The sequence below is a fragment of the Paenibacillus sp. RS8 genome (assembly GCF_041956825.1).
Taxonomy (GTDB): Bacteria; Bacillota; Bacilli; order Paenibacillales; family Paenibacillaceae; genus Paenibacillus_AQ.
In genome coordinates, this window is sequence record NZ_CP168131.1 from 1,121,068 (window position 1) to 1,134,905 (window position 13,838).

The following is a 13,838-nucleotide window of genomic DNA, read 5'->3' on the forward strand; positions in this document are numbered from 1 at the left end:
CAAGTCTTTTCGCCTATATTCTCAGATTGTTCACAATTTTAAGCATTTTCCGTCACCGCTGCCGATGCGACCTCGTTAGCTTTGCCATGGGCGTAAGACATTATGTTCAGACCCCTCAGGATATACTTTCTTATAGCGCACAAAAAAGGCTTCCCCCTAATCCAACAGGGAAAAGCCTGATCATAAACCTAATTTACACCAAACCGTGAATTTCGCCGTCCTCATCCATCCATAGTGCCTCAGCGGCAGGTTTAGCCGGTAGACCTGGCATCGTAACGATATTCCCCGTAATGACAACAGCAAACCCTGCACCGAGCGAAAGGGTGATATCACGGATACCTACGGTGAACCCTTCAGGCGCGCCAAGCAATCTTGGCTGGTCCGAGAAGGAATACGGTGTCTTCGCCATACATACTTGAAGATCATTTAACCCAAGGCGCTCGATCACCGCCAGGCTGCGTTTAGCCGCAGGGGAAAAGTTAACCTCAGCACCACGGTAAATTTCGCGCACAATCTTAGTGATTTTAGAAGGAATGTCGAGTTCATCCTCATACAAAGGCGCAAAGCGCCCAGTGTCGCTATGCTCCAGAAGCTTCTTTAGTTCTGAAGCCAACTCTTGTCCGCCTGCACTACCTTCTGCCCACACCTTGGATATTGCCGCAGGAACGTTCAATCGGCGACAAGCCTCTACAACATCATTAATCTCTCCCGGGCTGTCACCTTCAAAATGATTAATGGCAACAAGGACAGGTACCCCAAATTTGCCGAGATTCTCTACATGCCGCTCCAAATTAGACAATCCAGATCGCAGCGCCGTCCGGTTCTCAGTTTGAAGCTCATTCTTAGGTACACCACCGTTATATTTCAAGGATTTCACCGTCACCACAAGCACTGCCGCTGAAGGGGTTAGATCGGCTTGCCGGCATTTGATATCCATGAATTTCTCTGCACCAAGATCCGCTCCAAAGCCTGCTTCCGTGACAACAACATCTCCCAGCTTGAGTGCGTAACGAGTGCCGATAACACTGCTGCAGCCATGGGCGATATTTGCAAATGGACCGCCGTGTACAATAACAGGGGTGCCCTCCAAGGTCTGTACCAGATTAGGTTTAACTGCTTCCTTCAGCAGGGCTGCCATCGCTTCAACTGCCCCTATTTGCTCTGCCGTTACAGGTTGTCCCTCTTGGTCATATCCAATCAAAATACGGTTTAGACGCTTTTTAAGATCGCTCAGATTATCGCATAAGCATAATACAGCCATAATCTCTGAAGCTGTCGTAATCTGGAATCCACTTTCCCGTACGGCTCCATTTCCATCTCCGAGCCCTGTCACGACATTCCGCAAACTGCGATCGTTCATATCCATCACACGTTTCCAAACGATGCGCTGTGGATCAAGACCCAGTGCATTGCCTTGGAAGATATGATTGTCAATCATCGCAGACAATAGATTATGTGCAGAAGTCACCGCATGAATATCGCCTGTAAAGTGCAAATTAATCTCATCTGCCGGAACGATCTGCGACTTACCGCCACCAGTGGCACCACCCTTCATTCCTAGGCATGGTCCGAGGGATGGCTCGCGTAAAGCAGCCACGGTCTTTACACCTGCTGCGTTCAGTGCCTGTGCCAGCCCTATGGTGGTTAAGGTCTTTCCTTCGCCGGCAGGGGTGGGATTAACCGCAGTAACCAGCACCAGCTTGCCATCTGGCTTGTTCTTCTTTTCCTCCCATAAGGACGGTGAAAGCTTACTTTTATATTTTCCGTATAGTTCCAGATGCTCTTCGCCAATTCCCGCTTGTGCCGCTACCTCTGTAATTAACTTCATGCTTGTATAAAACCCTCCTGCCGTTATTATCCTGCTGCAATCCACGCTTTATGCATATTTTGCATAGACATTACATTCTCTTCAAAGGATACATGGTCTCTGTAAAGCGTCAAGTATAATTTATCACAATAAAATTCAAGGCAGCTATTTCCTTATTCCTATGTAAAAAAGAATCCCGTCGAGACTCGGCCAAAGACCGAGTTCGAAAGGATACTTCTAAAACAACAATTTATCAGACCTTAAGCGGTCTACAGTAAGGACTCAATATGTTCTGTCATCGTTTCTGGCGATTCCTTCGGCTCAACCCGAGCCACTACATTACCGCTACGATCAATAAGGAACTTTGTGAAATTCCAGCTAATATCGCTGCTGTCTCCAGTACCCGGCTGCTGCTCTTTTAAATAATTGAAAAGAGGACTGGCTTCCGGTCCATTCACATCCACTTTAGCAAAAACGGGAAAGGTAACACCATAATTAATCTGGCAGAATTCTTCTGCCTCTTCACTTGTACCCGGCTCCTGACCCGCAAATTGATTGCAGGGGAATCCTAATACTACAAGTCCCTGATCCCTATACTGCTCATATAGCTTCTGGAGATCCCCATACTGCGGTGTAAGTCCGCATTTGCTGGCCGTATTGGCAATCAACAGCACCTTACCTTCATACTCCGTAAATGACACTTCTTTACCCGAAGGTGTAACGCCGGAAAAATTGTAGATCGACATCCTTATTCCCCTTCCTTCCATGTACTTAGACTACACTACGTATCTTACCCGAACTGTAATAGAATGCAACTTATCGTCACTTTCTGTAATTACTAAGAAAAAAGCAGCCCTATGTATTTCTTAGGACTGCTCTCTATAACTCTGTTACTTGGATACGGGTACAACATCATAATATTCTTCCAACGTAATCCCTTTTTCCGCTATATAAGTAGCTATATCCTTACCTACATAACGGATATGCCAAGGCTCATATTTATAGCCTGTAATGTCCTGCTTACCTTCTGGAAAACGGATGATATAACCATATTCCGCTGCATGCTGCGCTAGCCACTCCGCTTCCTTCGTTCCACCGAAACAGCTCTCCGCAGCACATTTGCCGTCACTTCCTGAGACATCGATAGCAAGCCCTGTCTGATGCTCACTATAGCCAGGCACGGCACTGTAAGTACGGGCCAGTTCCTCTCCATCTTTCTCAACATAACGATTGAACAGTCTCGTTTGGGTCTCCTTAGAGCGGTAGGCCGAAACGCCAGCCAAGTAAATCCCGTCTTCCTCTGCGCCTGCGAACAGTTTTTCTAATGCTTCGGCAGCTTCCTTACGCATCATACGCTTCTCGATTTTCTCTTTAAACGTAAACCGCACATCCGGATAGACAAGATCAGAGGGTTTATAGTTATCAGGCAGTCCATACTGCTTATTCACCATCACAGCTATGCTATCAGGCTCTTTAAAAGAATCATCCGTGCTATTTCCCTTGCCGCCATTATCCGATTCGGATGGATCAGAGGGATCTGTTGAATTAGATGGATTAGCTACCACGGGTTCCGTTATGCCCCCTTCGGCGCTATTGCCTTCTTCACCAGGCTTAGCTTGAAGATTATCTTGTACATTTATATTTGACCCGCTATTGGTCGACGCAGAAGGTGAAGTTGTCGTATACTTCCCGATTCCCCAACCCACTGCAATAACGACAATTAACAAGCTCACTAATTTCAATTTTTTAGACATCTGCAAGTTCTTCCTCCTCGAAGTCGAAACACTCTATTTATCTATTAGACAAGCTTTCCATCAAAAATGTTACACTAAGATTCTTTTTTAGACAAATATCGCTCAAATCTGCCCACAAAATAAAGTTACCATAGGTAATTAGCTTGTCCGCTAACTTTCCTATGGTAACAAGTTTTAGTTATGAAATTCCACTCACATTATCTGGATGTGCCTCTGCCGCCGCTTTTAAAGCCGCCGGAGCTGCCACGTCCACCGCGTGAGGAACCTGCGTTTCCGCTGTTGCGCCCGCCTTTACCAGCGCCACCTTTGGCACCGCTGTAGCCGCCTTTGCTACCTTTACCGCCTTTACCGCCTTTACCGCCGCCTCTAGACGGGCCTGCACCGTAGCCGCTGCCTAAGCCGCCTCGTGGTGTGCCGCCAGCGTAGGCACCGCCGTCTGCGCCTCTGGCTACGTTCTCACTGTAGCCTGTGCTTGGTCCGCCCTTACGGTTCGCACCGCGCGAACCGGCGCTAGGCGCTGCTGCGTTACCGCTAGCTGGCGCATCGCCTCTGGAGGCGAAGGCGCCGTAGCCGCCGCCTACTCTCACTACGCCGGCAGCCTTGCCGCCGCCCTTAGGTGCGGCAGCGTCATAGCCGCTGCCTCCGCGCTTGCCACCCGCCGCATCGGAACGACCGCCGCGGCGACCTTCTGCAGGCGCACCCCAGCCGCCTGCTTCCTTACCGCGGCCGCGGCCACCTTGCCGCGCTCCGCCTTCGCCGCGCGGAGCACCGCCGCGGCCAGAGCCGCCGGTCTTCGGTCCGCGGCCCGTGCGCGCTGCCTCAGCGCCGCCGCTTTGGCGACCGCCGTGGCGTCCGCCGCCTTGTACTGCAACGAATTCGCCTACGCCGAATTCATCCTTGTCGTAACGGCGACGATCCAGGCGCTGCGAAATGCCGTGCTCGATCATGTCTAGTCCATCTTGCTCACGCGGAGAAGTGAACGTAATCGCAAGCCCTTTACCTCCGGCACGGCCTGTCCGGCCGATCCGGTGGATATAGCTGTCCACATCAAGTGGCATATCATAGTTAAAGATATGCGTGATACCTTCGACATCCAGCCCCCGAGCCGCTACATCTGTGGCTACAAGAAGCTGCAGCTTCGCATCACGGAATCTCTTCATTACACCTTCACGTTTACCTTGAGACAAATCGCCGTGCAGTTCATCACAATCATAACCGGCTGCTTGAAGTGCTTCGTTCAGCTTGGACACCCGACGTTTGGTCCGGCAGAAAATAATTGCCAAGTAAGGACGGTCTCGTTCAATCAATGCTATGAGTGCCTCTTCTTTATTACGATCCGAGACTTCCACGACTTGCTGTTTGATATTATCCAGCGGAATCGGAGAACCACTCTTAATAATGATATCCAGAGGCTCTTTCATGTAATTAGCAGCGAGGCGTTTAATTGGATCTGGCATCGTCGCAGAGAACAGCATCGTTTGACGACGATAAGGAACAGCCGTAATAATGGTCTCTACATCCTCCAAGAATCCCATATGCAGCATTTGATCCGCTTCGTCCAGAACGAGCATCTTAACACCACTAAGATCGAGCGTCTCGCGGCGCATATGATCTAGCAATCTGCCCGGTGTACCGATAATAAGATGTCTTCCGCCTTCCAGCTTACGCAGCTGCTTCTCAACATCCTGACCACCGTAAACAGCCAAGATTTTGATATCCGTATGACGTGCCAGCTTACGTGCCTCTTCTGTAATCTGCAAAGCCAACTCACGTGTTGGAGCCATAATTAGCGCCTGCGGATAAGCTCGCTCCGTGTGGATCTTGTCCATAATTGGCAGCAAGAAAGCCAATGTCTTCCCTGTACCTGTCTTCGCTCTTGCAATTACATCCAGCCCCTGCACCAATGGCGGTATTGCTTCCTGTTGCACTGGCGTAGGCTTTACGATGCCTTGACCTTGAAGCAATGTACACAGTAATTCTGAAACTCCTAATTCTTTAAATCCCGGCAAATTCTCCACCTCACTATTTTCTCTTATATTTTGATTACATCTCTTACTTAACTTCCGTCTTCCAAAGCCCTATTCAGGCAGCCCCTATCAACTGTCCTTTTGGGGGCGTATGCTTCCGATTCAGCTATATTCAAACAAAAGCGGAAGAACCCCGTCACCGGCATTCTTCCGTCCCATGTATCCCTTGACCCGTTAAAAGAGTGCGGTCAAAGTTCGGTTTCTGGGCAGCAGCGATCCACCGGACGTTTAGACGGCACTCCATTTGCGTTCCATTCCACTTTATACAATAGAAGTAAAGTTAAGCTTAGAAAGTTATCCTTTATATTGTACTTGATAGAACGGCATTTGTGTGAAACTGCAGAATAATAATTATTCTATCCTGTAGTTGCAGGTTAGAACCTTCCCGATTTAAAAATCGCAAAGATCAACCATAAAAACATCAGAAGCGCCACTACGCCGCCAATCTCCACTGTAGGGAAATTCCATAACACTGAAGGCTGACCGCGCATCGCAGTCCCAATAATGAGTCCAACCATGATGATACTGAACGCAAGCATCACAATACTAAATGCTAAGCGATTCCCGACCCGGTCCAGCTTTCGCTCCAAATGCTCGAGCTCAGGTGCCACAATCTCTACCTTTAGCTTTCCCTTAGTAATTAGAGCAGATAGCTGCTTAGCCTGCCCAGGAAGCTCCAGCAGACTTTCCGTTAAATCAGCTACGCCTCCGAGGAGCTTGCGCTGCAATCGGGGACCGCTGAAGCGCTGCTTCACAAGTTCCCGTCCAAAAGGCTCTGCCATCTCTAGAATGCTGATCGTTGGATCCAAGTTGCTAATGACACCTTCAAGCGTCAGCATCGTCTTGCCGAGCATCGTTAGATCAGGGGGAAGGATTAATCGATGCTTGCGAGCGATGCCAAACAGATCATTTAGCGCTTTACCTATGCTCATCTTACTGAATGGAACATCATAATACTCATCGCGAAGTCGATCCATATCATTATGGAGCGCCGCCCGATCAGCATCCTCAGGGATGACTCCGAGACGCAGGATTGCCCGGACCATAGCATCCGTATTCTTGCGCATCAGTGCGATGACAAGCGCAGACAGCTGTTCTTTCATTTCTTCGTTCAGTCGCCCCATCATGCCAAAATCAATCAAAGCCAGCTTCCCATCCGCCATCCGTATAACATTTCCTGGATGAGGATCCGCATGGAAAAAACCATGAATGAAGATTTGTCTTAGCATCATTTCCACGAGCTGCTGAGCGATAACCTTAAGCTTAACTCCGTTACTCAGCAGCTCATCACGACGACTCAGCGTAATCCCTACTACATATTCCATCGTAAGTACCCGCGTTGACGTATAATCCCAATAGATATCCGGGATGTACACTCCATCATAATCCATCTGTTGAGCAATTTTCTCTGCATTACGCCCTTCTTGGCTATAATCCAGCTCGCCAAGAAGCGATTTCGAGAACTCCTCTACCATACGGGATAACTGATATTGCCTTGCCCAGCCTAACTGCTTCTCAGCAAGCGCGCTTAGATCTTTGAGAATTTCCAAATCCCTGCTCATCGTTCGCAGAATGCCAGGGCGCTGAACCTTAACAGCCACGACCTGCCCACTGTGAAGAACAGCTCTATGCACTTGACCGATTGACGCAGCCGCAAGAGGCGTATCCTCAAAGGAATTAAAGATTTCATCCATCCGTTGATCCAGCTCATGCTCCACAATCGTGCGCACGCGTTCCACAGGGAACGGGGGCACATTATCCTGTAGTTTTACCAATTCTTGAATAATAGAATCAGGCAGCAGATCTGAACGGGTACTGGCAAGTTGTCCAAGCTTTATAAAGGTTGGACCCAAATCCTCCAGTACTAGCCGAATCCGCTCCCCGAGCGTAAGACTTGTATGTGCTTCTTGTGTTACAAGACGGCGTGGAAGGGATAATAAATGATAGAGCCCCAGCTCCTCCACCATATAACCAAAACCATGGTGCATAAGCGCCATGGCTATGGACCGGTATCGTCCGGCATGTCTAATACGTACTGCCATTTAGTCCGTACGCGTTTCCGCCGATGTTCCTTCTAGATGGGAAATCCCCTCTAGCTCGGCCAATCGACGCTCCAATACAGCAATTCGGCCTTCCAGCTCGTCAATATCACTTTGTACAGGAACCTTCATTTCCTTCAACACGCGTTGTACTTGCTCTTGTACAACAGACTTGAGCATGCCTCGCTCTTCCTCGCCGCGTTCAATCAGCCGATCAACGAGGGCCTTAGACTCCGAAGGAGCAAGCTCCCCACGCTTCACTAGTTCTTCAACAACCTTTTCTACTTTTTCCTTACTAACAATGGTGAGGCCCACTCCTAAAGAGATCGCTTTTTTAAACAAATCACTCATAGTACTTTCCTCCCAAAGATTCCGTTTCATTACAAACGGAGTTGATGATTAAAGTATACCTCACTGTGTGCATATTTCAAAAAGCCGGGACATCGCCTTAATTATTTACCGGAATACGGGCAGCCCAAGTAGCCGCCTGCAAGATTAATTTGCGTAATGCCGGGTGACGGAAGGATGGCTCATGGTGACCAGGCATAAGAAATACTACTCGTCCTAAGCCATAGCTGTGGCACCATGCAGCAGGCAACCATCCATCCTCTGATTCATACTGAAGTAGAATGGTCCGCTCCGTAAACGGGTCAAATTCAAAATGATATGGCTCTTCATCCAGCTGGAAGTCTTCAACGCCCTCAGTAATGTCATGCTCCAGCACCTTGAAATTCATCGGCTCGTAAGCGGAGTGGCCGTTAAAGCGGCCGCCAATCAGCTGAGCCAGCTCGTTACGCTTTGTCAAGGAAGCACCTGTATGAAGAACAATCAGTCCTCCACCACCGCTCACATAGCTGAGTAAGCCAGCGGTTTGCTGAGGCGATACAGTTTCATTCCACAATTCGTTGTAGGCTATACATAAGTCATAACTTGCCAGATGCTCAATGCGCATCAATTTTTTATTCTCCGAACACTGAACGGTTAATAAATCATTTAAAATCTCACTAATTTGTTGGTCCACTCCTTGAAGTGGATGGAAACGGGGATGGGTGTAATCACCAAGTAATAGACATTTTCTTTTGTCCATGGGGATCCTCCTCCTTATTCATTGTTATTATTCATCACATGTTGCCTATATTCTAAGGAAAACTGCTGCGAATGTCCATGCAGATGGCAGGTTTACTACTCTTAAGACATCATCTTCCGGGAAAAAAAGCATCCCCACCCAGTGAACCCGGAGGGAATGCTTCTGTGTGGTAACACCAATCTTGTAAGGCTGCCGCACAAAATGGTCTAGCGATTCGCTGCCACATATTTGCCCAGCTCTACAATCATGCTCCCCATCCGTTCATGCTCGGGCATAATGATACGCTGTACGCCCTCTTCCTTAAGGGCTTCAGAGGTAATACGCCCTACAGAAACGGCAAGTACCTTATCCTCAAAAGACTTCAGCATCTCTTCCAGCTTGCCCTTTTCCCGAGCAAATTGAGAGAGAAAACGAAACTGCGGCGCACTCGTAAAAGCCACGGCATCAATCTTGCCTTCTATAATCTCAATAAGCAGCTTGTCAAGCTCCCCCGGCTCTGGTGGAGTATGCCGATACGGCAGCACTTGGCGGGTATTTGCCCCTGCCTCCTGCAGCCATGCGAGCATACGAGGAGCTGGATCACCGTGCAGCTGCAGAACGACCTCCTTGCCCTGCAAATCCAGGGATTGAAGCCCACGAATCAGTCCGATCGTACTTCCGTCGTCGTCGCGAAACTCTGGCGTAAGCCCTCTTTTTTTCAAAGCATTCACTGTCTTATAACCCCGTGCAGCAATAATAGAACCAGAAAGTACTTCTAAAAAGCGATCGGCGATGTTCAGGCGTTCAGCCGTTTCGAAGAGAGCGTCCAGTCCCATGCCTGTAGTAAGGATCACCAAGTAAGGTGGATGGCTGATCCATGAATTCAATCCTTCCTCCAATGCCTCATCATCAAGAAATACAGTACCTTGGGCAGGTCGGTATAATGCCGTCCCCCCCATATTTTGGACCAGCTTGGCCATTTCTTCCGATTTACGCGGTCCCGCCAAGGCGACCGTGAACCCTTTCAGTTGCTCTGCCATGTACTATTATCTCTCCTCTCTCCGTTGCCTAATCCAACATTATTGTTTATCAGTATACTTGGAAAGGACTGCAAAAGGGAAGATAAAACCATCGTTATCCTATCTGAAATATATATTTTTGCTAGGAGGAGTGTATCTTAAAGGTACTCACAAGCTTTTGCAGTTCCTCCGCAAGACGACTAAGGTCGGTAGACGAAGACGCCATCTCTTCAACAGAAGCAAGCTGCTCTTGTGCTGCCGTTGCGATGGTCTCTGTATTCACAGCCGCCTCTTCAGAGATGCCGCGAATCTCTCCAATAGCCTTCTCCATATGATTTGACTCCACCAATAAGGTCTGTACCGCACCGCCCATCGATTCAATCTTCTCCGCGGCACTCTTGACCGCTCTACGGATACGGGAGAAAGAACGTCCAGAAGTATCTACGGCCTCAATTCCTTCGGTTACGCGCTGCTTTGTATCCTCCATTGTATGGGTCACCAGCTTCATTTCACTATTAATGGCAATAATCTGCTCTGCAATTAGATGCGCTGATCTCTCTGATTTCTCTGCCAGCTTACGCACCTCGGCAGCAACAACGGCAAATCCACGCCCATGCTCTCCAGCTCTGGCCGCCTCAATGGAAGCATTGAGAGCTAACAGGTTGGTCTGACGGGCAATCCCTGTGATGACGCTGACAATGCCCTCAATTTGATCCGTTCTTTCATTAAGCCTGTCGATTACACTGCCAAGCTCTCCCACCGTTCTATGAATACCATTGATCTTATCCACCACGCTAATGACCGAATCATTTCCTTCAGAAGCAGAGAGCGAAGTCTTGTCCATCATCGCAGACACCTGCTCCATATATACGGAAATATGATCCACTTCGCTTGTCGTCGCCGCTGTACTTTCCATTCCTTTTCGTACACTGATCACCTGCTGTTCCGTACCTGATGCTACCTCCTGGATCGCTATCGTCATCGACTCAATCGTTTGGGCATTCTGCTCTGCACTAGCGGTTAGTTCTTCGGCTGAAGAGGATACATTGCTCGTCATCTCCTGCACGCCGATGATCATCTCCCGCAAGCTGAGCACCATTAATTGAAAGTTCTCGGCAAGCATGCCAATTTCATCTTTGCGGAACCCCCTAATGTCTTCGGACAAATCACCTTTCGCTATCACCGCAGTTGCTTTCCTCAGCCGGAGGAGCGGCCGCAGAATAGATTGAATATTAAAATAGATCATGATCAGCGCAAGCAAAACGGAAACTATGATAACAAGCAGCGCTGTATTGCGAATTCCGCTCGTTGCCGAAGTCACTTCATCTATGCTTATCGTACCTCCGATTCTCCAGCCCGTAAGCTCATTCACCATAAACGTCATCTTTTTGTGTGTACCCTTATAGACATAATCAAAAGTACCTTGATCTTCCTCAAACATTCTCTTTATAAAATCATCGGATGACTCCTGTCCAATCGCCTCTGTTGGATGAACAAGATATTTCTTGCTGTTATCAAGGATAATAATGTATCCTTCCTTGCCAACCTTAGTCGAAGTCAAATCGCCTAAGGCAGATAGATTGAGATTCAAGGTTACCACCCCGTTACCGCTCTTAAGAACCGTTGAGATCGCAATCGCCGTTTCTTGATTTACGGTTTGAAAGGCCGGGGAAATCACAACACCATTCCCGTGCTTCAGAGAATTAATGTAGGCACTCTCCTGCCTGGGATCGTAGCCTTCGGGCAGTTTGGCTTCCGAAGCGTGGATGGATTGCCCCTTGCTTGTACTAACATAAATATCTAACACATCAGGATGTAACACAGCGTATTCCTTTAATCTGTTCTTCATAGAAGCTGCTGCCCCCCAGTTACCTCACTGTTGGTCCCTTCATCAGTGAACTCAGCGGCAAAATAAGAAACAGCATCTATTTTGGATTGAATATTCGAGTTGATGATTTCATTTACTGCTACAACACTTTCGGTAGCATTGCTCACCAGTTGATCTTCCACTTCATGGCTAGCAGATTGATAGGTTCGCCAGCCGATAATGATACTGGGCAACAGCAGAACTAATAGGTATGTAAGAATTAACTTGGCACGGATACTCATACCTGTTTTTTTGTTCATAAATGTCATCACGCTCTCTCTCTTCGAGTCTTAAAGTAGGACCTATTTACCAGACTAAATATATAATTATATATCCTACTTTGGAACCGATTTTCCTCCTATCTTTCTTCATTTTTCTCATTATTTTTATGAATTGTCATATAAACGCAACAAAAAATGATTATTTAAAGTAATCAATAAATCACCGTCAAGTTGTACGAAAAATGAAGCATTTTATTTTTGACAGGTGAACGATCGTTCACTATAATTAGGTTAACAACTGTTCACCAGTTTGCTTTAAGGGGAGAGGGTTTCTAAATGACTACTAAAGAAAAGATTCTATATGAAGCATTAGCGCTATTTTCGAATCGTGGATACGGCTCTGTATCTGTACGTGAAATTGCTGGGGCTGTAGGGATTCGTGAAAGTGCATTATACAAGCATTACAAAAATAAACAGGATATTTTTGATACAGTAGTTCAAGTAGCTGCTGAACGGATTCAGAAGTTGCAGAAAAATTTATCGGAATCATATGTAGGTAATGATGTAGAAGTTAATTGGAGTGTGAGTGATCAGATACAGGAGGTATACAGTAGCATCTTTTCTTTTTATTTAAATGATGAGATTATGTCCCAATTCCGTAAAATGATGACGATCGAGCAATATAGAAATCCAGATATGAGCCAGCTCTTTCGGGAGATGTTTATTGATAAGACCTTACGCTATCAATCGGAAGTGTTCCGTCAAATGCAATTGGATGGAACGCTGATCCAAAGCAATTCAGACATTATGGCATTGCACTTCTACTCTCCAATCTTCCTGCTGTTGTTCCGTTATGATGGTCAGATAGAAAAGGCGGACGAAGCTTTAGAATTAGTCAAAAGCCATATTAAAGTTTTCTTCCAGATTTATAGTCGAGTAAGGGAGGAGGAGTAGACGATGAAACAACGGGCAAATTCTAATTTGAAGAAATGGACAGCAATATTTATAACGATTATCGTCTATTATGTAATTCATGAGGGTGCACATCTGATTCTTGCTCTCTGCTACGATGTATTTGAAAGAATACGTATTGTCGGATTATGGGGTGTTCAAATTGTCACAACGGACGGGGAATTATTGGGATATCGGCTTGCGATATTTTCAGGGATCAGTAGTATTGTTACCATTGTAATCGGGTATCTTCTTTACGTACTAACTCCTCAGATCCTTAAGCTTAGAACTAAAAGTTTTATCATATTGATGTATTATATAACAGCTTGTTTTCTGTTACTCGATCCGATTTACATATCCATTTTATCCTCTTTTATAGGCGGCGGTGGAGATATTAACGGGATTGTAACAGGTTTAGGGATTCCCGAAGTTCCAATTCGAATGGTGTTTGGTTGCATTGCTCTGCTTAATATTTTTCTTTTTACTAGAAAAATATCCCCCCAATATACCAAGCTATTTAGACGCTGATTTAAGAAAGGTAGATAATTACTTTTACTTTTGGTAAAAACGAATCACCCACCGTGAGCAGAATTAACTAAAAGAGGCTGATTCTTAGGTCATAAACCTTTGAATCAGCCTCTTCTATTTTAGTTCACGTTCTTGTTCTTGCAGTTCGGGCAGACGCCTCCGAATACCACATGAGCATGACCAATTGTATATCCTGTATCCTTCGCCACTGTGTTCATCCAGTCTCGTGGAACTTGGTTCATTACCTCATCAACCGCACCGCAAACCTCGCAAATGATATGCTGATGATCATCCATGCGGGCATCATATCTGCTGGCAGCCTCACCAAGCTTAAGCTCACGAATCATTTGTTTATCTGAAAGATAACGAAGAGAGTTATATACAGTACCGTATGCTAAGCTATGACCTTGTTCTACTAGCCGGTTCATTACTTCCGCAGCAGTGGGATGGTCATGTGAATTAAGGACGATATCGTAAACGGCTTGACGTTGGGAAGTCAAATTTAGACTTTTCATTACTATCATCCTCTAACTTGTTTTTAGATCAAGTATAAATCGTG

13 protein-coding genes are annotated in these 13,838 nt (G+C 46.8%); 2 read left to right on the forward strand and 11 right to left on the reverse strand.

All coding sequences use genetic code 11. The features are described from left to right. Positions 1-193: 193 nt before the first annotated feature. The 10 genes from ACDZ28_RS06310 to ACDZ28_RS06355 all read right to left on the reverse strand — a co-directional run bounded on the left by ACDZ28_RS06310 (position 194) and on the right by ACDZ28_RS06355 (position 11,839). The gene (locus ACDZ28_RS06310) at positions 194-1,828 is read right to left on the reverse strand and encodes a formate--tetrahydrofolate ligase (protein WP_042131411.1); all 1,635 of its coding nucleotides are present in this window, start codon (positions 1,826-1,828) and stop codon (positions 194-196) included. A 248-nt stretch (positions 1,829-2,076) separates the two neighbouring features. Then, positions 2,077-2,553 (reverse strand): glutathione peroxidase, encoded by a 477-nt coding sequence (locus tag ACDZ28_RS06315; RefSeq protein WP_042131412.1) that lies wholly within the window; start codon positions 2,551-2,553, stop codon positions 2,077-2,079. A 144-nt stretch (positions 2,554-2,697) separates the two neighbouring features. After that, the gene (locus ACDZ28_RS06320) at positions 2,698-3,561 is read right to left on the reverse strand and encodes a M15 family metallopeptidase (RefSeq protein ID WP_339288414.1); all 864 of its coding nucleotides are present in this window, start codon (positions 3,559-3,561) and stop codon (positions 2,698-2,700) included. Positions 3,562-3,758: 197 nt separating this feature from the next. After that, entirely contained in the window at positions 3,759-5,570 is a 1,812-nt protein-coding gene (locus ACDZ28_RS06325) for a DEAD/DEAH box helicase (protein WP_375104236.1), read from the reverse strand. A gap of 392 nt (positions 5,571-5,962) precedes the next feature. Beyond that, a complete protein-coding gene (locus ACDZ28_RS06330; protein ID WP_076118985.1) occupies positions 5,963-7,630 on the reverse strand; it encodes an AarF/ABC1/UbiB kinase family protein in 1,668 nt (555 codons plus the stop codon). Next, positions 7,631-7,978, reverse strand: a complete 348-nt coding sequence (locus tag ACDZ28_RS06335; protein WP_042131416.1) for a phasin family protein — start codon at positions 7,976-7,978, stop codon at positions 7,631-7,633. Between the two features lie 97 nt (positions 7,979-8,075). Then, positions 8,076-8,714, reverse strand: a complete 639-nt coding sequence (locus ACDZ28_RS06340) for a ThuA domain-containing protein (RefSeq protein ID WP_076118984.1) — start codon at positions 8,712-8,714, stop codon at positions 8,076-8,078. A gap of 206 nt (positions 8,715-8,920) precedes the next feature. Then, positions 8,921-9,733 (reverse strand): uroporphyrinogen-III synthase, encoded by an 813-nt coding sequence (locus tag ACDZ28_RS06345; RefSeq protein WP_339288416.1) that lies wholly within the window; start codon positions 9,731-9,733, stop codon positions 8,921-8,923. Positions 9,734-9,854: 121 nt separating this feature from the next. Then, positions 9,855-11,561, reverse strand: a complete 1,707-nt coding sequence (locus tag ACDZ28_RS06350; RefSeq protein ID WP_375104237.1) for a methyl-accepting chemotaxis protein — start codon at positions 11,559-11,561, stop codon at positions 9,855-9,857. After that, positions 11,558-11,839 carry a hypothetical protein gene (locus ACDZ28_RS06355; RefSeq protein WP_375104238.1) on the reverse strand — a complete coding sequence of 94 codons (282 nt, stop codon included), beginning with the start codon at positions 11,837-11,839 and terminating at the stop codon, positions 11,558-11,560. The genes ACDZ28_RS06350 and ACDZ28_RS06355 overlap by 4 nt, the downstream gene beginning before the upstream one ends. Before the next feature lie 297 nt (positions 11,840-12,136). On the opposite strand from ACDZ28_RS06355, the gene ACDZ28_RS06360 reads away from it, so the two are divergent. Both ACDZ28_RS06360 and ACDZ28_RS06365 read left to right on the forward strand, forming a co-directional pair. Then, the gene (locus ACDZ28_RS06360) at positions 12,137-12,754 is read left to right on the forward strand and encodes a TetR/AcrR family transcriptional regulator (protein WP_375104239.1); all 618 of its coding nucleotides are present in this window, start codon (positions 12,137-12,139) and stop codon (positions 12,752-12,754) included. Positions 12,755-12,757: 3 nt separating this feature from the next. Beyond that, on the forward strand, positions 12,758-13,279 hold the full coding sequence (locus ACDZ28_RS06365) for a hypothetical protein (RefSeq protein ID WP_076118976.1): 522 nt from the start codon (positions 12,758-12,760) through the stop codon (positions 13,277-13,279). Between the two features lie 119 nt (positions 13,280-13,398). Here ACDZ28_RS06365 and ACDZ28_RS06370 read toward each other — a convergent pair whose 3' ends face one another. Next, positions 13,399-13,794: a Fur family transcriptional regulator gene (locus tag ACDZ28_RS06370; protein WP_042131422.1), complete on the reverse strand. Its 396-nt coding sequence runs from the start codon at positions 13,792-13,794 to the stop codon at positions 13,399-13,401. Between the last annotated feature and the right edge of the window lie 44 nt (positions 13,795-13,838).